Source organism: Streptomyces sp. SID9727, assembly GCF_010550605.1.
In the GTDB taxonomy this organism is placed as follows: Bacteria; Actinomycetota; Actinomycetes; order Streptomycetales; family Streptomycetaceae; genus Streptomyces.
Window position 1 is genome coordinate 203,994 of the sequence record NZ_JAAGNI010000136.1, and the last position, 22,966, is coordinate 226,959.

Sequence of the window (22,966 nt, forward strand, 5' to 3'; positions counted from 1 at the left end):
TTGGTCACCGCGACATTTCGAGCACCCGAGACGGGGCCGTCCGTCCTCGCGCGTGGTAGGCCTTCGTGACGGCTGCCACGTCGCGCCGCGGGACCTCGACGCAAGGACAACGACACAGAACGGCAAACAAACAGAACATTTCATTTTCACGGGATATACGCGGGACCGAGCCCCTGACACGCCGCCATCTAAGCTACTGGTTTGGGAAGGCGCCGGAAACGCCGACGGCCTCCGGAGCCTGTGCACTTCAAGTCTGCGGCAGCGCCCTTCTCCTATCGGCACCTTCTCTCTGCAGCACGCGCACCAGGCAGCCATGGGCCACCGACTCAACAGAGCGCGGCGTTTGACGGGCACGGAGGGGCGTCCTGACCGCCCCCTCCCCGGCCGTGACGCTCCACTCCGCCCCGCATGGCGGCACATCTGCCTCTGTCATTACAGCGACTCGCGCGTGGGACTCCTCTGGGACTTTCCTGGGACTTTCGGCTGCATCAAGGGGTACGAGGGTGAAAGAAAGGAAAGGGTGTTTCCCCAGGTCAGAGACCCTGCGTCACGAGTCTGCGCAGCTCACAGGGCTGCCGAGTCTTTTCCGGGACATCTGAGGGGTGGGGTGTCGTGCCCCTTGAGCCCAGGGGCACGACACCTCAGCCCGATGTGGGCCGGGTCACTCCGACCGCGCCGGCGAACGTGGCCTGTGGCTCGCTGCCCGTGCTCCGCCCGGTGGGAATGTGTCCCCCACCCACCCGGTGGCACGTCCGTCCGGGCCACGTTGTCAGCAGCCCGCATCTGTGAACCTCCGAGCTCACAACCAATGAGGGAATCCTTCCTGCCCAACGCTGCAGGGAGCCAGCGAGTTCGATGCTTCGTCAGGTGACCTGAACCGGTGGGGTCGATACGTCGGGCAGTTACGATCTTCCTCAGCGCAGTCGACGGGTCTCAGGAACCCATCCCTTGCGATGGGCCCTCCGGTCCTGACGTCCGGGTGCTGATCACACCGGATGTTCGGGGTCGAGCCCTGTGCTTGTCACAGGGTGGCGGAGGGATACAGCGGCCGCCCGTACAGGGGCGGTGAAACAGCTCAAGGTGAGGCTCGTCGGCTTGCGTCTCATTGACGGGGGACGGGACGGTTCGATGACGACGGCAGACGACTACGCGGATCTCAGCCCCGCGGAGTTCCTCCGCGCGGTGGTCAGCGGCTCGATCTACCCGTACGCAGAGCACCGGATACCCAAGCCTCGTGGCGGGCTGCGGACCTTGCATGCCCCCATCCCCCGGTTGGCGTGGGTGCAGCAGGAGATCCTGGTCCGTCTGGGCGCTCTTCCAGCCAGGTTCCAGCCACACCCGGCCGCGTTCGCGTATCGGCGGGGCCGCTCGGTCGTGGACTGCGCAGCAGTCCATCTGCGGGCCCACACAGTGTTCCGCCTGGACATCGCCGACTTCTTCGGAAGCATCCGGGAGCGGCATGTCCACGCGGCTCTGAAGGACGCGTGGCCCCGCACGGCGGGGCCTGAGTACCGAATCGAACTCGTGGGAAACGACGGCTGCCCGGAGATCGGCCTGCGCCGTGTCGGCCGCACCTTCGGTGCCTACACCACGGCCCGGTTGGTCACCGTGTCACCGCCTGCGTCGGACCAGACCTGGACGAACCGTGGCACCGGCCACCGCGACGTGTACCTGGAGACCACCGGGCAGCACTTCTCCGTCCGCCGGCCCGCCCTGGTCCACAGGCACACCCGCGAGGGTTTCCTGCCACAGGGCGCTCCCACCAGTGGGTATCTGTCGAACATCGTCATGCGCGACGTCGACGAGGTCGTCTCGCACCGGGCCGAGTCCCTGGGGTTGCGCTACACCCGCTACAGCGACGACATGTACTTCTCCAGCCGTGGTCCCGTGAGCCACGATCGCGTGGACCGTCTCGTCGCCGAGGTGAAGAGGGCCCTGGAACCGCTGGGCATGAGACTCAACGCGAAGAAGACCTATGTGGCTCGACCCGGTGCTCGCCGAAGCGTACTGGGCATCGTCGTCGACGGCCCGACTCCTCGCCTGACGCGCGCGTACAAGCGCCGCATCACCAAACATGTGCGAGGGGCCGCGTCGTTCGGTGTCGTGCAGCATTGCCATCATCAGAAGTTCGGAGATCTGGCCGCGCTGGACGCTCATGTCACCGGGCTGCTGTCCTTCGCGCACATGGTCGAACCCGGCTGGGCCGGAAAACAGCTCGCGGCCTGGAAGCGGCTGCGTGAGATTCCGCTGGAGCACGAAGAACCGGTGATCGCCCAGTTCGGGCTGGATCTTCCTTGGGACGAGGAGGTCGAGGTCTCTCAGGCGGACCTGGCCAAGGCGTCGATCGACGATCTCGTCCGAGGCGCCCAGCGCTATCGCTCGTCCGCCGACTACGTGCGGATGCTCGAGTTCGTCGGACGCTTCAGACGGTACGCCCCGTTCAATGCGATGGTTGTCCATATCCAGAGGCCGGGCGCGCGTTACGTACTGTCCTCCTCCGAGTGGAAGTCGAAGTACCGGCGGGTACTCAGACCCGGCGCACAACCGCTGTTGATCTTCCAACCCCGCGGGCCCTACATGCTCGTTTACGACGTCGGGGACACAGAAGCCCTGCCGGGGGCCCGGGCACTGCCCAAGGAGGTCACCGCCCCTGTGTCGGTGTCATCGCGGGCCGGTGAGAAGGAAGTCGCCGAGGTCTGGCACCACACGAAGTCGAACCTGGCGCCGCTGGGAATCCGGCTGACCTTGGTCGACCACGCGGCTTCCTCCTGCGGGCGCACGTACCCGAGCAGGTCCGGCGGTTCCGTAGGGCGTTCTGGCAGCAGGCCCGGGGATCGACCGGAGACCTACCCGACGCTGTTCGAGATCGAGGTCAACCGGAATCTGCCCCTGCTGGACCGGTACGCCACGCTGGCCCACGAGCTGGGGCACCTGTTCTGCGGACACCTCGGCGCAGGTCCTGGGGAGACCTGGCCCGATCGTCGGTCGCGGCCCCGCTCGGACGAGGAACGCGCCACGGCCCATGCCCGCAACGAGGTCGAGGCCGAGTCCATCGCCTACATGGTCCTCAGGCGGCTGGACCCGAATGTCCAGATGGGCGACTACATCACCGGACACCTCGGCCCCGACCAACAGGTCCCCGACAGCGTCGCCCTCAACCTCACGTTCAAGGCCGCCGGCCTGATCATCGAGATGGGGAGGAAACGCGTCCCTGCCACCCGGCTGCAGAAGTCGAAGAAGTGATCAGGGTACCCACCCTGGGTCCCACGAACTTCTGCGAGTTCGGTTCAGACGTCGATCAACCGTCCACTCGCCGCCGGGAGGGCCAGATCTGCCTCAGCAGCAGAGCCTCCATGCCCGGTGGGACTCGCGCTGCGCACCAGGGAGAAGGCCTTCCGGTCAAGCCCCTGATGCGCCATGCGGACGACGGAATCTCCTGCCTGCCATGCCCTCAGACTCGCATCCCCAGCTTCAGGGCAGCTTCGCGGGCCTTCTCGTCGGCCATGGCGATAAGTCGCTTCCGGCCGCCGTGGGTCTGGAAGTCCGCCTGCGACTTGGCGAGGAGGACTTCCGCTCGCTCCGTCAGTTTGTGCGCTGCGTTCAGTGTCTTGATGCGGTCCTTGGTATACCGATTGGACGGCAGCGCGTGAACCACACTCGTCAGCACACGGACGCTGGTGATCAGGCGGCGCACGGTCTGGCGCTGGGCCTCCAGCTCAGCAGCGCGCTGGATCGCGCGCGAGTCCGGGAACTGACGGCGTCCGGAAGCCACTTGATCCTCGCTGGACGTCGTCCGGATCCACCCGGCGGTCCGGTCACGGCGAGCAGTCAGCCGAGACGCTGCCGCGTTCACTGGAGTGATGTGGCCGGGCTCCACAAGGGAGAACAGGGCGATCCCCCTCTCGTCCGCGAACCTCAGGGCACTGGCCGTATAGCCACCGGACGCGTAGAACAGCAGGTGATGGTGCGCGTCCGCCACCCCCCGCAGTTCTCGGATGGGGCCGACACCGATCGGCTGACCGTAGTGTTTCACCTGCGCGATGGCATCGTGGGCGATCACGTCGATACCCCCGTCCGCGCCGGAACCTGTCACCTGTGCATCGGCGAATCCGATACTGCGCATGTGGTCGACGGCGGCGAGCTCGGCGTCCTGCCATGTGCGGATGGCTCTCCCGCGGAACAGCCTCTCCTGGGAGCCGGTGCATTCCTTCGCGTGCGGAGGTGTGGATGCCCGGCCGGGATTCCCCGGGTGTGCTCGGGGGAACCCGGAGGCGTCGCTGTCGCCCTGCGGGAGGTACGGAGAAGTGCCCGGGCCGTCGTCACCGCCAGGCCGACCGGCGTCCATCAAAGCACGGGCCACCAACGGCGAAAGGGGCTTGAGCTCCATCGCCCCCTCTGGGCCATCGAGCACGACCGCCTCGACGAACCGCGACTGGCTCCCAGTCCCCAGAACGGTGAGGGGACGGCGCAGTTCCATGCGTTCCACCTTGAAGGCGCCCCTCCACAGGAGGAGACGCCGGCCGGTCAGCGCACCGTGGAACCGGAGAGTGGTGAAAAGCGACTCGACCCGCTCACCAGGCGCCAGATGCGTCAGCAACTGCTCGGCCTGTGGTGAGTTGCCTACCCAGCCGCTGCCGCGGACAGCAGCGGAGGTACGAGGGTCGGTGCGGAGGCTTGACACCATGCCATCTTGCACCAACTCAGCGGTGCACTCGGAGGGTTCCGGTGTGGAACCTAGTTCCCGGTGTGGAGTGCACCGTGCATTCAGCTGATCGAGGACTATCTCGAGGTAGCCCTTGGTCTGGACGGCCGACTGGCGGGAGGCCACTTCGCGGGATCGGAGGGCGGCGTCCTCCTGGGTCCCGGCCCCACGGAATTCGCCCGGCATTCGCGAGCCATCTCCCGGAAGGGGGCATCACGTTCGGGCTGGGCCGAGAACGTCGGGCCGCCCGCCCGACGACCACCTCAGGATGGATTCCGTGACCACATCGCCCTCCCGCTCCCGGCGGCCCCGCGCTCTCGCCCGCTTCCTCGTCGTCGCGCCGCTGCTGGCCGCCGGGGCGCTGACCGGTGTGCCGGCGGCACACGCGGCCCCGGCGGACGACGTGCGCATCAACGAGGTGGTGACCACCGGCGATGTGAACGATTCGGTCGAGCTGTACAACAAGGGCACCGCGTCGGTCGACGTGTCGGGCTGGATCCTGAAGGACGACGACAAGGACCACTCGTACACGATCCCCTCCGGAACGGCGCTGGCACCCGGCGGCTTCCGGGCGTTCGACGTCAGCGGCGCGTTCGGGCTGGGCTCGGCGGACCAGGCCCGGCTGTACCTGGCGGACGGCAAGACCCAGGTGGACGGCTTCTCGTGGAGCAAGCACTCGGACCCGTCCTGGTCGCGCTGCGGCGACGGCACGGGGTCCTTCGCGCAGGCGGACTCGGTGACGCTGGGCGCCGCGAACGACTGCGGTACGGGTGGGGGCCCGACGACCCCCGTGGCGTGGCCGGGCGGCAGCGCGGTCGCCACCGCGGACGGCTTGAACGTCTTCGGCGAGGACCTGAGCGGCCTCTACCAGGACGGCGGGGTGCTGTGGGCGGCGCAGAACAGCGGCACGCTGTGGCGCCTGGTGTCGGACGGGTCCGGCGGCTGGAAGCCGGACACCGCGAACGGCTGGTCCTCGGGCAAGTCCCTGCGCTTCCCGGGCGGCTCCGGCAGCCCGGACAGTGAGGGGGTGACCGCGACCCCGGGCGGGATCTTCGTCGCGAGCGAGCGCAACGGGGACGCCTCGGGCACGAGCCGCCTGTCGGTGCTGCGGTACGACGTGAGCGGTACGGGCACGTCGCTGACGGCCACCAAGGAGTGGAACCTCACCTCGGACCTCCCCTCGACCGGCTCCAACCTGGGCCTCGAAGCGATCACCTGGGTGCCGGACGCGTCGCTGACGGGCGCCGGTCTGAAGGACGCCTCGACGGGCGCCGCGTACGACCCGGCCCACTACGGCGCGCACGGCGACGGCGTCTTCCTCGTCGGCGTCGAGGGCACGGGCATGGTGTACGGCTACGTCCTCGCCGACTCCGGTTCGTACACCCGGATCGCCTCCTTCAGCAGTGGCCTGTCCGGCGTGATGGAGCTCCAGTGGGAGCCCCAGGCGTCCCGCCTCTGGGCGGTCTGCGACGACACCTGCGACGGTCGCCACCAGACCCTCGCGGTCAGCACCACGGGCGTGTTCGCCCCGACCACGACGTACAACCGCCCCTCGGGCATGCCGAACTACAACAACGAGGGCTTCGCCCTGGCAGGCGCGGACGCGTGCGTGGCGGGGTCGAAGCCGGTGTACTGGTCCGACGACGCCAACGACGGCGGGCACGCCCTGCGGCGGGGCAGCGTCAGCTGCTGAGGGGAGACACGGGCACGGGGTCACGGTGTCCGGCGGAGGGAGGCGTCCAGCGCGGCCATGAGGTGCGCGGCGCGGCTCCCGCCGCCGGGCGCGGGCGGGTAGCGGCGGAGGACGTCGATCAGGGCGGGGGTGGCCCGTTCGCAGGCCCCTTCGAGCACCCGGTTCCCGGCCTCGGGGTCCTCCCCCGCCTCGATCTCCGCGATGCGGGCCGCGTTCGCGGCGGCCCGCAGGATGTGGCCGACTTGGTGGGCCTTGGCGATGGGGTGCAGATAGGCGGCGGACGCGGCGTCGCCCGCCGCCTGCGCGGCGAGGCGTGCGGCTTCGGTGGCCACGTCCCTCGCCGCGCGGTGCGCGTCCATCGACGCGACGCGCTGGAGCCTGGTCCGGGGCGCGCCGTCGATGAACTCCCGGGCCGCCGCGAGGGCGGCGCGCGGCCTGCCGTCGTCGGGGTGGGCGTCCTCGAACACCGCCAGGACGCCTTGCGCCGCCTCGGCGGCGTACCGCGCCACGACGCGCAGCTCGCCCATGGACAGCTCGAAATCCCCGCTCACGCCCGTCATTCGAGCGATCGTCGCACATGGCCCCGCGTCTGGCTTTACGGCTCCGAGGGGCCGCCCTGTCCGCCGGGGCGGCCCCCGTCCGTCTTCAGGTGAGGCGTTCGGCCGTGTACGCCTCGACGGCGTCGCGCTGGAACGCGGCGAGGCCGGGGGCGATCGCCTCGTAGGCCGCCCGCCACTCGCGGTTGTCCACGATGGAGCGCCCCATGGCCAGGTGCTCGTCGGCGGTGACCGGTCGCAGCGCGGAGAGCAGCCGGTAGTGGGCGTCGGTCTCGGCCTGGACCGGCGCGGAGTCGGCCGTGTGCCCGGCGGCCCGGAGCTCGGCGAGGCGGATCATCCGGGCCGTGCGGTCGCGCTGCCCGGCCTCGATGTCCTCCGGGTTCATCGCGGCGACGTGCTGGGCGACCCGCTCGGCGTGGGCGGGGAAGTCGCGCAGGCTCTCCTGGTACTGGGTCGGCTGTACGCCCTCGAACAGGTTCTCCGGTCGGTTGATGGTCATGGGTGCGTCGTCCTTCCTGGACTGTTCCAGTTCGGCGATCGTGCGCGAGACGGTGGTGGCCAGCGTGTCGAGCCGGTCCCGTTCGGCCAGCAGCCGACGGTGGTGGCCGCGCAGGGCCTCCACCGCGTCGACCTGCTCGGCCAGGACGCGGCCGATGTCCTCCAGCCCGAGCCCCAGCTCCCGCAGGACCAGGATCTGCTGCAGCCGCAGGAGCTGGCGCTCGCCGTAGTACCGCAGCCCGCCCGCCCCCGTACGGGCGGGCGGCAGCAGGCCGACCGCGTCGTAGTGCCGCAGCGTCCGCGCGGTCACCCCGGACATCCGGGCCACCTCGGCGGTCGGCCACTCCATCGCCTTCACCCCGCGCTCTCGCCGTACCGAGCCGGTGGTTCCGGCCCTGTCCCAGGACCGTAGAAGCTTCCCTTACGTCAGCCACAAGGCGACTTCGTCCGGACCGAGGCCGGGGCCGGCGCGTGGGCGGCTCATTCGCCGGTCCGGCCGTCGATGAGCTCGCGCGCGATGTCGAGGTGGCCGAGGTGGCGGGCGTACTCCTGGAGCAGGTGGAAAAGAATCCGCCCGAGCGTGGGCGCTTGGGCGGGCGTCTTGAAGCGGCCCCCGAGGGATGCCTTGTCGTTCAGGTCCGCTGATCCCGCGGCGGATCTGGCGGCGGTCGCCTCCGCCTGGTAGGTGGCGATGACCTGCGCGGCGGAGGTGCCGACAGCGACCGTCCACTCCTCGGCGTCCCCGCCCGGCGGATAGGCGACGACCTCCTCCGCGACGAACCCCCAACGCAACCAGCGTCGTTCGACCCAGCCGAGGTGCTGAACCAGTCCGAGTGGCGACCATCCGAGTGGTGCGACAACGGTACGGAGCTGGTCGTCGGAGAGCCCGGCGAGCTTCCGCATCAACGCCTCGCGGTACCACTCCAGATAGCCGAGGAGCAGCTCATGGGCGCCGGAAACGTCGACGGCCGGGCCGTCGAGGAGCGTGGGAACCTGTTCCGAAGGCTTTCGCATCCAGTGAACGTAGCGCGGGCACGGTCTCAGCGCGTGCCTGTCCGCGCGGCGGAGATCTCGTGCTTCGCCCATACCGTCTTCCCCGGTGCCTGCGTCCTCGGGTACCAGCCCCAGCGCGCAGCCAGCTGCGGAGCCGTGCAGTACGTGACTCCAAGGACGCGGCCGGACCCGTCCTCCACGTATCGCGGAACGCCTGGGCCGGGTTCGTCGGACTCGCCACGGCCAAGTAGTACAGGTCTCCCTTGTACGCACGAGAGCCCTGCCGGGCCGAGGCGGACCGGCAGGGCTCTTCCGTGCGCGTATCGGGTCAGGGGCGCCAGCCGTCCGGCTTGCTGCCCTGGCGGACCTGGGTCGTGCCACTGCACAGGCCGTTGTCGGACGGCTGCCAGATGTTGATCACGTCGACGTCGTTCGCCCACGTACCGCCGTTGGGGTGGGCGTAGGCGCCGAGGTTCACGGCGGTTTTCCGCGGAATGCAGATGTACCGGTCCGGGGAGGGGCCGGTGTCGAGCAGCCAGACGGAGTCGTCGTTACGCGTGTTGACCACCGCGTCCGTGACGTTCCGGTAGGCGGTCGGCATCGGCTGGTAGCCCGGGTCCTGGTAGCGGCCCCAAATGGTGCCCGACGTATAGGAACCCTTGTACAGGCAGACATTCGGGTAGCTGCATCCGTACATGCTGGCGGCCTGGGCCGGTGATGCCGCCAGGGGCAGCGCGGCGGCGGCGACACCCAGGGCGAACAGGGTTGCGGTGAGTTTGGTCTTCAGCGACATCGGGCTCCCATTCCTGCTTCGGCAGTGCGTGATGGTCTCGCTGAGGGACCTTAGGGTCGCCGTCGGTGGCCGACTTCGCCCGCCGTGCACGGCTCTTTGCCAGGAGTGCGCCGCCTCGGAGCGCACACGCGCATCCCGCGCCACAGCCGTTGCGCCATGGGAGCGTGTACTCCACACTCGTCTGCGACCGTTCATGTCGAGGGGGCGCACATGAGTCCGGCGTTGGACACCGCGTACATACCGCCGCGGGACCGCGAGGAGATCATCCGGCACGCGGTGTGGGACTCCGTGGTGCCGGTGGACATCGATCACCGGGCACCCGACGGGGAGATCCGGGCCCGGATGGAGGTGAGGTCGGTCGGAGCGCTGCGCGTGTCATCGGCCCGGTCGACGGCGGTGACGTTACGGCGGACCGAGCGGCTGGTACGGAAGGACGAGGAGCCCTCGCTCTTCCTCAGCCTTCAAGTGACGGGCACCAGCATGGGCGCACAGAACGGGCGCGAATGCGTCGTCGGGCCCGGTGAGTTCGCTGTGTTCCGGTCGAACGCCCCGTACACACTGCTCTTCGACGAAGGGGTCGACCACCACTTCCTGCGGCTGCCCCTCTCCGCGCTCGCGCTGCCGGACCGGCTGATCCGGGACACCACCACGCTCACGTTCGGCGCCGGGGACCCGCTCGCACGGCTGGCGTACACGTACTTCACGCAGCTCGCCCGGAGCGACGAACTGCACCGCAGCGACCGCGCCGAGGCCGTGCTGGCGCCCAGCGTGGAGTTGCTGCGCGCCGCCCTGGCCTCCCGGCACGCGGACGCCGCGACGGCGAAGGAGCCGATGGAGGCGACGCTCGCCCTGCGGATCACGCACTACATCCGGGAGCACCTGGTCGAGCCCGACCTCTCGGCGGCGCGGATCGCGGCCGCGCACTCCATCTCCGTACGGCATCTGTACACCGTGCTGTCCCGGGCGGGGATCAGCCTCGGGGACTGGATACGGGCCCGGCGGCTGGAGGCGTGCAAGCGGGAGCTGGCCGGGGCTGCCGGGCAGGTGCGGACCGTGGCGGCGATCGGGCGGAGCTGGGGCTTCGTGAACGCCGCCCACTTCAGCAAGGTCTTCAAGGACGCGTACGGGTTGTCGCCCCGGGCCTGGCGGGATCGGCATCACCGCTGCGGGTGAGTCCGATCGCGCCGGACCGGGGCGACAGGTGCTACGCCAGCGTCCAGGACTGGTTCGCCGTGCCGCCGCACGTCCAGATCTGGAGCTGGTTGCCGTCCGTGGTGCTCCAGTCCGTGACGTCGAGGCACTTGCCCGAACCGGCGTTCACCAGGCTGCCGTTGGCGCCTGTGGTCCAGGACTGGGCGCCGGAGCCGTTGCAGTCGTAGAGCTGGACCTTGGTGCCGTTGGCCGTGCCCGCCGCCGCGACGTCGAGGCACTTGCCGAGGGCGCGGAAGGTGCTGCCGTTGCGGGTCCACTGCTGGGCCGAGGTGCCGTTGCAGGTGTACAGGTCGACCTTGGTGCCGTTGGCGCTGTTGGCGCCGGCGACGTCGACGCACTTGCCGCCGTAGCCCTTGATGGCGGTGGTGCCGGCCGGTGGGTCGACGGGGCCGCCGCCGCCCGTGATGGCCTTGAAGGTGTTGGTGAACTGCCAGGTGCTCTGCGGGGTGCCGCTCTGGCCCTGGTTGTCGCGGCCCAGGGACCAGAAGGTGAGCTCCTGGATGCCCTTGCTCGCGGCGAAGGCTTCGAGTTCCTGGGCGTCCTGGACGGTGAAGACCTCGGCGGCGGTGTCGTTGACGCCGATCATCGGGCAGTTGCCCTCCATCGCCCACAGCTGGGCGGAGGACTTGTCGGTCCAGATCTGGCCGAGCTGGCTGTGCAGTCCGTTCGCGGCGCTGATCGCGGCCTGGCCCATGTCCATGGCGGGGCCGTAGTCCATGGTCATGATGTTGACCAGGTTGACGTTCAGGTTGTGGCTCTTGGCGTTCTTCAGGAGCGCGATGCCGTTGGATTCGAGGCCGCTCGGGCTGACCGGGAGGGTGAAGTCGACATCCAGCTTCCGGCCCTGGGCCGCGTAGTCCTTCTGGAGGTTGGCCAGCGCCTGGTTGCGGCGGTCGTTGGCGGCGGTGTTGTCGAGGGTGCCGCCCTCGATGTCCAGGTCGATGCGGGTCAGGTTGAACTGGTCGATGACCTTCTTGTACTGGGCCTGCATCGCGGACACCGTGCCGCAGGAGGCGAGTTCGCTGCCGCTCGCGCCGCCGAACGAGGCGATGACGTCGCCGCCGACCGCGCGGAGGCTGTTGATCGCGTTGTTCCAGCCGGAGTCGGTGACCGGGGTGTCGCCGTTGATGGTGGCGTTGCAGGTGCCCTGGCTGACGATGAAGGCGAGCGTGTAGTACTTGTTGCCGGTCGCGTTGTACGCGTTCATCAGGCTGGACGGGCTGTTCCACATCTCCGCGTACGGAGCGGCGTAGTGCGCGGGGAAGCCGGGGCCGGGGTTGGCAGCGGCGGAGGCGGGAGCGGCGGCCGTGGCGACCAGGCCGGCGGCGGCCAGGGGAACGACGCCGAGCAGGGTGGTGAGCCATCTGCTGCGGGATCTGGGCATGGGGGTCCCTCCGGTCTACGGGTAGGTGGTGAGGTACGCGACGTTGCTGCTGGGCGTGACCGCCGCCCCGGTGCTGTTGATGATGTGGCTGATCGTTCCGGCGCCGCCGAGGACGACGGTCACCATGTCGTGGAACCTCACGCCGGAGGTCTGGGGCACCTCGAAGGAATGGTCCTCGACCACTGACGGGTTGACGTTGAAGTACGCGTAGCTGCCGAGGCCCCAGGCTTCGTGGCTGGTCACGGACGCGCCGACCTTGTACGCCGGGTAGCCGTTGGTGTTCCCGTTCTTCCAGGCGCTCTGGTTGGGCGGGTCGTAGGGCAGCTCGTTCTGGAAGAAGTACGTGCGGCCCCCGTTGCCGTTCCAGACGACCTGGGTCTTCTGGTAGTGCTCCACGAACAGCCCGTACGCGGTGACGTTCTGGCCGTTGACGACGAGCCCGGTGTCGGCGGTGTTGGTGTTCCAGCCGACGGTGCCGCCGTTGCCGTGGTCGGCGCGCCAGATCCAGGTGTGGTCGATGATCGTGTGGTTGGTGTTGACGACCAGCGACTGGGTGGCCTTGCCGACGGTCGCGCCGCCGATGCGGAAGAACACGTCGTTGAGCGTGACGGGGTTGGCGGCGTGGTTCGCCGACGAGCCGTCGGGCCCGATCCGCATCAGCGTCTGGGAGTTGGTCGTACCGGCGTCGACCAGGACGCCCGCGATCTTGATGCCGTCCACGTCGGCGGTGGTCAGCGCGGTGAGGCCGTTGTCCGGGATGAGCGTGGCGAGGCCCATGCCGAGGACGACGGTGTCGGGGCGGGTGACGTTGAGCGTCTGGTTGAGGTGGTAGACGCCGGGGGTGACGAGGAGGTTCTTGCCGGCGGCCAGGGCCGCGTTCATGTCGGCCGCGCTCGCGCCGGGCCTGGCGATGTAGAAGTCGTCCAGCGGGAGCGAGGAACCCGCCTGGTTCTTGCCACTCCAGGTGGTGGCCGAGGCGTTGGTCTGGGCGGCGGGGACGAAGACCTTCCAGGCGCCCGCGTCGTCCACGTACAGGAAGGGCTTCTCACGGTTGACCGGGGCGGAGGCGACAGTGGTGTAGGTCGGGAAGGACTGGGCGGGTGCGCCCTGGTCGCCGACGAAGACCATGTTCCAGTTGGAGCCGGACCAGGAACCCATCTTGGTGTTCTTGGTCAGGAACTGCTGCTGGCTGCCGGACTGGATCTGGCCGTCGATCTTCGAGTCGGAGATGAACCCGCCGCTGGACCAGCCGCCGTCGTCCAGCTTGAGGTTCCCGCGTACGTGCATGCGCCGGTACGGTGCCGCCTGCGAGACGGCCCAGCGGTCGCTGCCGCCGGTCGGCGTGACGGAGAGGTTCTCGGCGTCACGCCAGAAGTTCTGGGTGGCGTTGCCCTGGAACCAGTCGGCCTCCGCGTGGACGGCGCCGTTGATGTTCACCGCGTCCGGGGAGAGGCCGAGGCCGGCGACCTGGGTGTAGAAGCCGACGTTGACGTCCGCGCTGTACGTGCCCGGCTTGAACAGGACCGCGTAGCGCTGGGAGCCGAACTGGTTGGACTGCTGCTGGCTGAAGATGCTGTTGAGCTTGGACTGGATGGCCGACGCGGACATCGACGGGTCGAAGATCACCGTGTTCGGGCCGAGGTCCGGGTCGTCGCCCGTGGGCGGGTCCGTGGGATCGGTCGGGTCCACCGCGCCGGAGAAGCTCCACTTCTGGTTGCCGGTGCCCGCGCAGTCCCAGACCTGGAGGCGGGCGCCGTCCGCGTTGCTGTTGTCCTTGATGTCCAGGCACTTGTCCGCGGCGGTGTTGACCAGGTCACCGGCCGAGGTCAGCCGCCACTTCTGGGTGGCGACGCTCCCGTAGCAGGTCCACAGGTGGACGGCGGTGCCGTTGGCCGTGCCGTTCGCGGCCAGGTCCAGGCACTTGCCCCTCGCGGTCAGCGAGCCGTCGCTGTTCAGGGTCCAGCTCTGGTTCTGACTGCCGGGGTAGCACGTCCACATCTGGGCGGGCGTGCCGTCGGCGGTCGAGCCGTCGGTGACGTCGAGGCACTTGCCGTTGCCGGTGTTGGTCAGGGCGCCGGGGGTCGCGGCGCCGGCGGTCCCCGAGCCGAGGGCGACCAGGGCCCCGGCGGCGGCCAGCGTGGCGGACAGCGCCATGGCCAGGGGGGCGGTTCGCCGTCTGCGGCGGCGGTGGGGCGGATGAGGCATGGGGGGCCTTCCTGTGGCGGGCGGGGAGTGAGTAGTCAGGGGCATGACAGGAAACACGTCCGGCCTTATTTCAAGCCGTGAAGCTAGAGGCGCCACCGACCACCCGTCAACCCCTGTGCATGGCCCGGTATTTCACCCTCTGTAGACACTTCGCCCATGCTCGCGGGAAACCGCAGGACCCTCGTACGTCTCTTGAATTCGCAGGTCAGCTGCACCGATGTGCAGCGTTCGAGTTATGCGCGATTTTCTGCCAGGAAAGTTTCCTGACAGATGCCTTGACGGGCTGTCGTGTACACGCGCAGACTCCGGTCTGCTCAGCCGCTGCGCTCTCCACCGCTCACCTCGGGAGTCCCCCATGCGCGTCAGACACGGCACCGCACTCCTGCTCCGGATCCTCGCCCTGGCCGCCCTCGTGCTCGGCCTGCAGACCGCCCCGGCCCACTCCGCCCCCGCCGCCGGCACGTTCCGGGTGCTGGCCTTCTACGACGGCACGTACGACGCGGCGCACATCAGCTTCGACCACGAGGCCAACACCTGGTTCGCCCAGCAGGGCGCCGCCCACGGCTTCACGTACACCGCCACCACCGACTGGAACCGGCTCAACAGCAGCGAACTGGCCGGCTACCAGGTCGTGATGTTCCTCGACGACTACCCGCACACCGCCTCGCAGCGCTCCGCCTTCCAGACGTACGTGCGCAACGGCGGCGGCTTCGTCGGATTCCACGTGTCCGCGTTCACCACGGACACCAGCGACTGGCCCTGGTACCACAACACCTTCCTCGGCACCGGCACCTTCCGGTCCAACACCTGGGGCCCCACGCAGGAGACGTTGCGCGTGGACGACCCGGGGCACCCGGCGACGGCGGGGCTTCCTGCCACCATCACCTCGTCGGTCAGCGAGTGGTACAGCTGGCAGAACGACCTGCGGAAGAACCCCGCGATCGACGTCCTCGCGTCCATGGCTCCGTCGACGTTCCCCATCGGCACCGACCCCAACCAGACCTGGTACAGCGGGGATTACCCGATCGTGTGGTCGAACCGCGACTACCGGATGGTCTACAACAACTTCGGCCACAACGCGATGGACTACGCGACGGACACCGCCCTCTCCTCCACCTTCGCCAGCGACCGGCAGAACCAGCTCCTGCTCCAGGAGATCGCCTGGGCCGCCGGGCAGGACGGCGGCCCGGTCACCCCGCCCGGCGGCGCCACCGGCCGGATCACCGGCTACGGCGGCAAGTGCGTCGACGTGGCGGGCGCGAGTTCCGCCAACGGCACGGCGGTCCAGCTCTACGACTGCAACGGCTCCGGGGCCCAGCGCTGGACGGCCGGCTCCGACGGCACGCTGAGGGCGCTCGGCAAGTGCCTGGACGTCACCGAGGCCGGAACCGCGAATGGCACGAAGGTGCAGCTCTACGACTGCAACGGCTCCGGGGCGCAGGTCTGGCAGCACCGGAGCACCGGCGAGCTGGTGAATCCCGCGTCCGGGAAATGCCTGGACGCGACCGGACCCAGCTCGGCCAACGGCACCCGGCTCCAGCTCTGGACCTGCTACGGCAGTGACAACCAGCTCTGGACCGGCCCGGCCTGAACGGGGCGGGAGCGGCGGTCCCGGCTGAGCGGGGGCCGGGTGGCCCGCCTCCCGCCGCAACCGCCCCGCCGTCCGGGTGCCCCCGCCCCGCCGCATGGCGCAACGCCTCGTGTCGCGCGCGCGGAGCGGGGGTCCCGGCCGCCCAGGATGCCGCCATGAAACCCATGCCCCAGCGCCTAGCCGCGCTGCGTTCGCGCGCTCGCACCACGGGTGCGGCCTGTGCCGTCCTGGCGGCCGTCGTCCCCGCCTTCACCTTCGGCCTGGGCGCGACGCCGGCCGCCGCCGCCACGCTGCCCGGGGGTCTCGGGCCGTGTGTGCCGGGCGACTGCCCGGACCCGTTCCCGCCGGTCAACAACGGGGACATCGCGGGCCGGGACGACGCGATCAACATCTTCGTGGGCGACGACTTCCTCGTCCGGGGGCGTGCGGCGGAGGCCGAGGGCCGGGTCGTCGTGCTCGACGACTTCGACCAGGACAAGGACGCGGAAGCGGGCGGGCTGTACAACCTCGGGATCGTCGGGGTGGGGTCGCGCGTCGCGCCTCCCGTCGACTCGGACTTCCTGGCCGCCGGCGGGGACGTGACCATCGCCGCCGGACAGACCCTGGACACGACGGGCGGTCTCGTCGACGAGCTGGGCACCGTGCGCTACGCGGGCGAGCTGACCGGGACCGTCACCGGGAGGACCATCCAGGACGACGACGCGACGGCCCCGTACGTGGGTCTGCGCGACGAGCTCACGGCGGCCAGCCAGTGCTACGCACGGCCGGACGGCGAGACCCGGACGCCCACCGGAACCGCGGTCAACGAGGGCTACCGGACGCTGTTCACCGGCGACGGGACGTCCGGCCTCCAGGTGTTCAACGTCGACTTCGACCTGGTCAACCCGAACTCCCCCAACGGAAGCCAGTCCATCGAGTTCGAGGGCATCCCCGCTGACGCGACGATCCTGGTCAACGTGATCGGGGAGAACCGCGTCATCAACACCACCAGCGGCAGCGACACGCTGGGCCAGTACCGCGAGCGGCTGCTGTGGAACCTGCCGGACGCCACCACGGCGTCCTTCGAGGGGTCCGGGCAGTTCCAGGGCAGCGTGCTGGTGGGCGAGCAGGCGTCCATGAGCACCGTGAGCCTGCCCGGCATGAACGGCAGGTTCTTCACCACCGGTTCGCTCACCCACACCAGCGAGAGCGCCGGGGTGGAGTTCCACGCCTACCCGTTCAACGGCGACCTCCCGGACTGCGGTGGTCCGCAGCCGGTGACGGGCGCGGTGGGCGTGCTGAAGACCGACGCCGAGACCGGTGACCCGCTGGCCGGGGCCGACTTCGAGCTCTGGCGCGAGACCAACGACGTGCCCGGCCTCCAGACCGACGGTGCCGACCCCGACACCCACGTCTCGGACTGCACCACCCCGGCGGACGGCCTCTGCACCGACACCACCACCCTGGGCACGTACTACTGGCGCGAGACCGCGGCCCCGGACGGCTACGAACTGCCCGACCCCAACGTCTTCGGGCCGCTGGTCCTCACCGAGGACAACGCGGACCAGGGCGTCCAGACCGAAGCCGTCAACAGCCGGACGCCCGTACCGCCGGTGACCGGGGAGGTGAGCGTCCACAAGATCGACGGTGACACCGGCGCCCCGCTGGCCGGGGCCGACTTCGAGCTGTGGCGCGAGACCAACGACACCCCGGGTCTCCAGACCAACGGCGCCGACCCCGACACCCACGTCTCGGACTGCACCACCCCCGCCAACGGCGTCTGCACCGCGACCACGATCCCCGGCACCTACTACTGGCGCGAGACCGAAGCCCCCGACGGCTACGACCTCCCCGACCCCAACGTCTTCGGACCCCTCACCCTCACTGGAGACAACGCCGAGGACGGCGTCGAGGTCGAGGCCGTCAACAGCCGGACGCCCGTACCGCCCGTGACCGGGGAGGTGAGCGTCCACAAGATCGACGGTGACACCGGCGCCCCGCTGGCCGGGGCCGACTTCGAGCTGTGGCGCGAGACCAACGACACCCCGGGTCTCCAGACCAACGGCGCCGACCCCGACACCCACGTCTCGGACTGCACCACCCCCGCCAACGGCGTCTGCACCGCGACCACGATCCCCGGCACCTACTACTGGCGCGAGACCGAAGCCCCCGACGGCTACGACCTCCCCGACCCCAACGTCTTCGGACCCCTCACCCTCACCGAGGACAACGCCGAGGACGGCGTCGAGGTCGAGGCCGTCAACAGCCGGACGCCCGTACCGCCGGTGACCGGTTCGCTGACGCTGGACAAGACGGACGCGAAGAACGGCGAGCCGCTGCCCGGGGCCGTCTTCGAGCTGTGGCGCGAGAGCAACGACGTGCCGGGGCTCCAGACGGGCGGGGCGAACCCCGACACCCTGGCGGACGCCGGCTGCTCCACCGACGAGGAGGGGCAGTGCACGTTCGACGACCTGCCGCTCGGTGAGTACTACCTCCGCGAGATCGCCGTCCCCGAGGGCTACGTCCTGCCGGCGAACCCCGTCTCGGGGCCGTTCGAGGTGACCGCGGAGAACAGCTCCGAGGGCGTCACCGTGGAGCTGGCCAACGACCGCGGTGAGCCGTGCAAGGGCAAGGACTGCAAGGACGACACGCACAAGGCCGCTCGCGGCTGACACGGTCACCCGCCCGGCCGCCCACTCGTGGGCGGCCGGGCGTTTTCGCTGCTTGGCTCGGCACTACACCGTTCCCGTTGATCCCGCAGGAGGTCCGGCCGTGTCCCGTCCCCACCGCCTCATCGGTGCCGCCGTCGCCACGACGGCCATGGCGCTGCTCTGCACCGTGGCCCCCTCGGCCGCGTCGCCCGGCCGCGACGCCGCGTGCACCGCGCCGGCCGGGCCGTACCAGCGGCAGCTGGAGCAGCACCTCGGACTGCCCGTGGACGGCCGTCAGTCCGACGCGGACTGCCGGGCGATCCGGTCGTTCCAGACCGAGCAGGGCCGCCCGCACCCGGACGGGCTCGCCGACCTCGGCACGTACCGCGCGATGCTCGTGGTCGAAGCCACGCCGAATCCGAACGCCGCCGGGAACTGCCCCGTCGAGAGCGGCCGGGTGGCCTGCGTCGACATGGACCGCCAACTGCTGTGGGTGCAGAAGGGGAAGAAGGTCGTCTTCGGGCCCGTGCCCATCCGCACCGGCCGCGACGCGGAGGAGACGCGGCCCGGCCGGCACACCATCTACTGGCGCGACCGCGACCACGTCTCCGACCTCTACGACGACGCCCCCATGCCGTACTCGCAGTTCTTCGACGGCGGTCAGGCGCTGCACGGGCACCCGGGCGACCTGTACGACGGCGGCGGGTCGGCGGGCTGCGTCAACCTCACCGTGGACGACGCGGCGAAACTGTGGGATCTGCTCGCGCTCGACGACGTCGTGTACGTCTGGGGTGTGAAGCCCGGGACCGCCGGCTGAGGACCTACTCCTCGCCCTCCAGGTTTCCTTCCGTCTCCAGGAACACCTGGCGCAGCGCTTCGAGCACCGCCGGGTCGGGCTTGGCCCACATCCCGCGCGACTCCGCTTCCAGGAGACGTTCCGCGATGCCGTGCAGGGCCCAGGGGTTGGCCTGTTCGAGGAAGGCGCGGTTGGCCGGGTCCAGGACGTAGGTCTCGGTCAGCTTGTCGTACATCCAGTCCGCGACCACGCCCGTCGTGGCGTCGTAACCGAAGAGGTAGTCGACGGTCGCGGCCAGCTCGAAGGCTCCCTTGTAGCCGTGGCGGCGCATCGCCTCGATCCACTTGGGGTTGACGACCCGGGCGCGGAAGACCCGGGAGGTCTCCTCGGTCAGCGTGCGCGTGCGGACCGTCTCGGGGCGGGTCGAGTCCCCGATGTACGCCTCCGGGGCGGTGCCCCGCAGCGCGCGGACCGTGGCGACCATTCCCCCGTGGTACTGGAAGTAGTCGTCGGAGTCCGCGATGTCGTGCTCGCGGGTGTCGGTGTTCTTCGCCGCGACCGCGATGCGCTTGTACGCGGTCTCCATCTCCTCCCGGGCCGGGCAGCCGTCCAGGTCGCGGCCGTAGGCGTAGCCGCCCCACGTCGTGTAGACCTCGGCGAGGTCGGCGTCGGTGCGCCAGTCGCGGGAGTCGATGAGCTGGAGCAGCCCGGCGCCGTACGTGCCGGGGCGCGAGCCGAAGATACGGGTGGTGGCCCGGCGCTCGTCCCCGTGCTCGGCCAGGTCGGCCTGGGCGTGCGCCCGTACGTGGTTGAGCTCGGCGGGCTCGTCCAGCGAGGCGGCCAGCCGCACGGCGTCGTCCAGGAGGCCGATGGTGTGCGGGAACGCGTCGCGGAAGAAGCCGCTGATGCGGAGGGTGACGTCGATCCTGGGGCGGCCCAGCTCCTCGGCCGGGATCGCCTCCAGGCCGGTGACGCGGCGCGAGGCCTCGTCCCAGACCGGGCGCACGCCGAGGAGGGCGAACGCCTCCGCGACGTCGTCGCCCGCGGTCCGCATGGCGCTCGTGCCCCAGAGCGAGAGGCCGACGGACACCGGCCAGTCGCCGTTGTCCGCGCGGTAGCGGGTGAGGAGCGAGTCGGCGAGGGCCTGGCCGGTCTCCCAGGCGAGGCGGGAGGGGACGGCCTTCGGGTCCACGGAGTAGAAGTTCCGGCCGGTGGGGAGGACGTTGACGAGTCCCCGGAGGGGTGAGCCGGACGGCCCTGCGGGCACGAATCCGCCGTTGAGGGCGTGGACGCAGTGGTCCAGTTCGTCGGTGGTCCTGGCCAGGCGGGGGGCGACCTCTTCGGCGGCGAAGTCGAGGATGGCGGCGACGGAATCAAGCCCCTGCGGCGATTGAGCGGCGGGGTCCGGGGCGGAGCCCCCTGCCGACGGGCCGGGTGCGGTCGCTGCGACCCCGCGCGCGGCCGACCGCTCCCAGTTCGCGTCCTCCATCGCCTGGACCAGGGCGCGGGCCTGCTCCTCCACCGCGTCCGCGTCCGTGCGCGTCGCCGCAGACTCGTCCAGGCCCAGCGCCTCGCGCAGGCCCGGCAGGGACGTCGTGCCGCCCCAGATCTGGCGGGCGCGGAGGATGGCCAGGATCAGGTTGACGCGGGCGGCCCCGGTCGGCGCGGCGCCCAGGACGTGGAGGCCGTCGCGGATCTGGACGTCCTTGATCTCGCAGAGCCAGCCGTCCAGATGCATGATGAAGTCGTCGAAGCCCTCGTCCTCCGGGCGGTCCTCGACGCCCAGGTCGTGGTCGAGCTTCGCGGCCTGGATCAGGGTCCAGATCTGGGCGCGGACGGCCGGCAGCTTGGCCGGGTCCATGGCGGCGATCTGGGCGTGCTCGTCCAGGAGTTGTTCGAGGCGGGCGATGTCCCCGTAGCTGTCGGCCCGGGCCATCGGCGGCACCAGGTGGTCCACGAGCGTGGCGTGCGCCCGGCGCTTGGCCTGGGTGCCCTCGCCCGGGTCGTTGACGAGGAACGGGTAGATCAGCGGGAGGTCGCCGAGGGCCGCGTCGGGGCCGCAGGAGGCGGACAGGCCCGCGTTCTTGCCGGGCAGCCATTCCAGGTTGCCGTGCTTGCCGAGGTGGATCATCGCGTCGGCGCCGAATCCGTTGTCGTCGGCGCGGGCGGCGATCCATCGGTAGGCGGCCAGGTAGTGGTGCGAGGGCGGCAGGTCCGGGTCGTGGTAGATCGCGATCGGGTTCTCGCCGAAGCCGCGCGGCGGCTGGATGAGGATGAGCAGGTTGCCCCGGCGCAGGGCGGCGAGCACGATGTCGCCCTCCGGATTGCGGGAGCGGTCCACGAACATCTCGCCGGGCGGCGGGCCCCAGTGCTCCTCGACCGCCTCACGGAGTTCGGCGGGAAGGGTGGCGTACCAGCGGCGGTAGTCGGCGGCGGGGATGCGGACCGGGTTGCGGGCGAGCTGTTCCTCGGTGAGCCATGCCTGGTCGTGGCCGCCCGCCTCGATGAGGGCGTGGATCAGCTCGTCGCCGTCGCCGGAGGCGAGGCCGGGGACTTCCTCCGTACCGAAGTCGTAGCCCTCCTCGCGCAGTCGTCGCAGCAGGGCGACCGCGCTGGCCGGGGTGTCGAGCCCGACGGCGTTGCCGATACGGGAGTGCTTGGTCGGGTACGCGGACAGCACGAGCGCGACGCGCTTCTCGGCGTTCGAGATGTGGCGCAGCCGGGCGTGCCGTACGGCGATGCCGGCCACGCGGGCGGCGCGTTCGTCGTCGGCGACGTAGGCGGGCAGGCCGTCCTCGTCGATCTCCTTGAAGGAGAACGGGACGGTGATCAGGCGGCCGTCGAACTCGGGCACGGCGATCTGGCTGGCGGCGTCGAGCGGGGACACGCCCTCGTCGTTGCCCTCCCAGTCGGTGCGGGAGCCGGTGAGGCAGAGGGCTTGGAGGATCGGCACGTCGAGCGCGGTGAGCGCGCCCGCGTCCCAGGATTCGTCGTCGCCGCCGGCCGACGCCTCGGCGGGCCGGGTGCCGCCGGCCGCGAGGACCGTGGTGACGATCGCGTCGGCGTCGCGCAGGGTCTCGATGAGTGCGGGTTCGGGGGTGCGCAGCGAGGCGACGTACAGCGGGAGGGCGCGGGCGCCCTGGGCCTCGACGGCCCGGCACAGGGTCTCGATGAACGCGGTGTTGCCGCTCATGTGGTGGGCGCGGTAGTAGAGCACCGCGACCGTGGGGGCGCCGTCCGGGGTCTCGCGGGGTGTGCGTTCCAGCGGGCCCCAGGAGGGCGCGGCGGCGGGGGGTTCGAAGCCGTGGCCGGTGAGCAGGACGGTGTCGGAGAGGAAGCGGGCCAGCTGGTCCAGGTTGGTCGGGCCGCCGTGCGCGAGGTAGGCGTGCGCCTCGGCGGCGATCCCGATGGGGACGGTTGAGGCGGCCATCAGCTGGGCGTCGGGGGCCTGTTCGCCGGTGAGGACGACGACGGGGCGGCCGGTGGCGAGGAGCTGGTCGAGGCCGTCCTGCCAGGCGCGGATGCCGCCGAGGAGGCGTACGACGACGAGGTCGGTGCCGTCCAGGAGGGCGGGCAGGTCCTGGAGCGGGAGGCGGGAGGGGTTCGCGTACCGGTAGCGGACCGGTCCGTCGGAGGCGCGGGCGCTGAGCAGGTCGGTGTCGGACGTCGACAGGAGCAGGATCATGCGGCGTCTGGCCTTCCTCGGGGTGTCCACGCCCCGGGCGGTGTCGAGTTCCCCTGCTCGGACCTGCCGAACGTGCGGGGAAGGGAGTTCCTGACTCGCCCGGCCTGGTGGGGCCGGGCTCACAGTGGCGGGACCGCGCCGGAATCGCACCGGGCTTCCTCCCCTGTCGCCGTCTGTGGCGACGACGGACCCGGAGGTCCGCCGGGGTCCGTCCGCGAAGACGGGCC

Annotated in this window: 14 protein-coding genes, 1 pseudogene and 1 riboswitch; of the genes and pseudogenes, 7 read left to right on the plus strand and 8 right to left on the minus strand. The window is 70.4% G+C overall.

All coding sequences use genetic code 11. From position 1 onward, the window contains the following. Positions 1–1,065 precede the first annotated feature (1,065 nt). On the plus strand, positions 1,066–3,243 hold the full coding sequence (locus G3I41_RS09075) for an RNA-directed DNA polymerase (RefSeq protein WP_164399695.1): 2,178 nt from the start codon (positions 1,066–1,068) through the stop codon (positions 3,241–3,243). A gap of 208 nt (positions 3,244–3,451) precedes the next feature. Here G3I41_RS09075 and G3I41_RS09080 read toward each other — a convergent pair whose 3' ends face one another. Next, positions 3,452–4,477, minus strand: a complete 1,026-nt coding sequence (locus G3I41_RS09080; protein WP_164399696.1) for a restriction endonuclease — start codon at positions 4,475–4,477, stop codon at positions 3,452–3,454. A 502-nt stretch (positions 4,478–4,979) separates the two neighbouring features. Here G3I41_RS09080 and G3I41_RS09085 point away from each other — a divergent pair. Beyond that, positions 4,980–6,395, plus strand: coding sequence for a lamin tail domain-containing protein (locus tag G3I41_RS09085; RefSeq protein ID WP_343242091.1), 1,416 nt, complete (start codon positions 4,980–4,982; stop codon positions 6,393–6,395). A 20-nt stretch (positions 6,396–6,415) separates the two neighbouring features. Here the strand turns inward: G3I41_RS09085 and G3I41_RS09090 are convergent, their stop codons facing one another. From G3I41_RS09090 to G3I41_RS09100, 3 genes are all read right to left on the minus strand, one after another. After that, positions 6,416–6,955, minus strand: coding sequence for a putative immunity protein (locus G3I41_RS09090; RefSeq protein ID WP_164399697.1), 540 nt, complete (start codon positions 6,953–6,955; stop codon positions 6,416–6,418). Between the two features lie 85 nt (positions 6,956–7,040). Then, positions 7,041–7,799 (minus strand): MerR family transcriptional regulator, encoded by a 759-nt coding sequence (locus G3I41_RS09095; RefSeq protein ID WP_164399698.1) that lies wholly within the window; start codon positions 7,797–7,799, stop codon positions 7,041–7,043. Positions 7,800–7,930: 131 nt separating this feature from the next. Further along, complete coding sequence (locus tag G3I41_RS09100; protein WP_164399699.1) at positions 7,931–8,464, minus strand: DinB family protein; 534 nt, start codon at positions 8,462–8,464, stop codon at positions 7,931–7,933. A gap of 140 nt (positions 8,465–8,604) precedes the next feature. Between G3I41_RS09100 and G3I41_RS36725 the strand changes: the two are divergent. Beyond that, positions 8,605–8,694: pseudogene (locus tag G3I41_RS36725) on the plus strand (DUF397 domain-containing protein); the annotation flags it as partial. A gap of 77 nt (positions 8,695–8,771) precedes the next feature. Here G3I41_RS36725 and G3I41_RS09110 read toward each other — a convergent pair. Further along, on the minus strand, positions 8,772–9,236 hold the full coding sequence (locus tag G3I41_RS09110; protein WP_164399701.1) for a hypothetical protein: 465 nt from the start codon (positions 9,234–9,236) through the stop codon (positions 8,772–8,774). Positions 9,237–9,446: 210 nt separating this feature from the next. Between G3I41_RS09110 and G3I41_RS09115 the strand changes: the two genes are divergently transcribed. Further along, positions 9,447–10,409, plus strand: a complete 963-nt coding sequence (locus tag G3I41_RS09115; protein WP_203600525.1) for a helix-turn-helix domain-containing protein — start codon at positions 9,447–9,449, stop codon at positions 10,407–10,409. 31 nt (positions 10,410–10,440) lie between these two features. On the opposite strand, the gene G3I41_RS09120 is transcribed toward G3I41_RS09115, so the two are convergent. Together G3I41_RS09120 and G3I41_RS09125 are read right to left on the minus strand one after the other, a co-directional pair. Then, positions 10,441–11,832 (minus strand): chitinase, encoded by a 1,392-nt coding sequence (locus G3I41_RS09120; RefSeq protein WP_164399702.1) that lies wholly within the window; start codon positions 11,830–11,832, stop codon positions 10,441–10,443. 15 nt (positions 11,833–11,847) lie between these two features. Next, positions 11,848–13,986: an RICIN domain-containing protein gene (locus tag G3I41_RS09125; protein ID WP_164399730.1), complete on the minus strand. Its 2,139-nt coding sequence runs from the start codon at positions 13,984–13,986 to the stop codon at positions 11,848–11,850. A 406-nt stretch (positions 13,987–14,392) separates the two neighbouring features. Here G3I41_RS09125 and G3I41_RS09130 point away from each other — a divergent pair, with 406 nt between their 5' ends. The 3 genes from G3I41_RS09130 to G3I41_RS09140 all read left to right on the plus strand — a co-directional run bounded on the left by G3I41_RS09130 (position 14,393) and on the right by G3I41_RS09140 (position 19,075). Then, entirely contained in the window at positions 14,393–15,628 is a 1,236-nt protein-coding gene (locus G3I41_RS09130) for a ThuA domain-containing protein (protein WP_164399703.1), read from the plus strand. Between the two features lie 155 nt (positions 15,629–15,783). Beyond that, positions 15,784–18,279 carry a choice-of-anchor A family protein gene (locus G3I41_RS09135; RefSeq protein WP_164399704.1) on the plus strand — a complete coding sequence of 832 codons (2,496 nt, stop codon included), beginning with the start codon at positions 15,784–15,786 and terminating at the stop codon, positions 18,277–18,279. A 100-nt stretch (positions 18,280–18,379) separates the two neighbouring features. Next, the gene (locus G3I41_RS09140; RefSeq protein ID WP_164399705.1) at positions 18,380–19,075 is read left to right on the plus strand and encodes a L,D-transpeptidase; all 696 of its coding nucleotides are present in this window, start codon (positions 18,380–18,382) and stop codon (positions 19,073–19,075) included. 4 nt (positions 19,076–19,079) lie between these two features. On the opposite strand, the gene cobN is transcribed toward G3I41_RS09140, so the two are convergent. Next, positions 19,080–22,739 carry a cobaltochelatase subunit CobN gene (gene cobN, locus G3I41_RS09145; protein ID WP_164399731.1) on the minus strand — a complete coding sequence of 1,220 codons (3,660 nt, stop codon included), beginning with the start codon at positions 22,737–22,739 and terminating at the stop codon, positions 19,080–19,082. Positions 22,740–22,823: 84 nt separating this feature from the next. Then, a riboswitch (cobalamin riboswitch) is annotated at positions 22,824–22,900 on the minus strand. Positions 22,901–22,966: the final 66 nt, after the last annotated feature.

Bases quoted from the DNA above. Each gene is read 5' to 3' on its own strand.
- G3I41_RS09080 (WP_164399696.1), bottom strand. From the start codon at position 4,477: ATGGAACTGCGCCGTCCCCTCACCGTTCTGGGGACTGGGAGCCAGTCG.
- G3I41_RS09090 (WP_164399697.1), bottom strand. From the start codon at position 6,955: ATGACGGGCGTGAGCGGGGATTTCGAGCTGTCCATGGGCGAGCTGCGC.
- G3I41_RS09095 (WP_164399698.1), bottom strand. From the start codon at position 7,799: ATGGAGTGGCCGACCGCCGAGGTGGCCCGGATGTCCGGGGTGACCGCG.
- G3I41_RS09100 (WP_164399699.1), bottom strand. From the start codon at position 8,464: ATGCGAAAGCCTTCGGAACAGGTTCCCACGCTCCTCGACGGCCCGGCC.
- G3I41_RS09110 (WP_164399701.1), bottom strand. From the start codon at position 9,236: ATGTCGCTGAAGACCAAACTCACCGCAACCCTGTTCGCCCTGGGTGTC.
- G3I41_RS09115 (WP_203600525.1), top strand. From the start codon at position 9,447: ATGAGTCCGGCGTTGGACACCGCGTACATACCGCCGCGGGACCGCGAG.
- G3I41_RS09120 (WP_164399702.1), bottom strand. From the start codon at position 11,832: ATGCCCAGATCCCGCAGCAGATGGCTCACCACCCTGCTCGGCGTCGTT.
- G3I41_RS09125 (WP_164399730.1), bottom strand. From the start codon at position 13,986: ATGGCGCTGTCCGCCACGCTGGCCGCCGCCGGGGCCCTGGTCGCCCTC.
- G3I41_RS09130 (WP_164399703.1), top strand. From the start codon at position 14,393: ATGCGCGTCAGACACGGCACCGCACTCCTGCTCCGGATCCTCGCCCTG.
- G3I41_RS09135 (WP_164399704.1), top strand. From the start codon at position 15,784: ATGAAACCCATGCCCCAGCGCCTAGCCGCGCTGCGTTCGCGCGCTCGC.
- cobN (WP_164399731.1), bottom strand. From the start codon at position 22,739: ATGATCCTGCTCCTGTCGACGTCCGACACCGACCTGCTCAGCGCCCGC.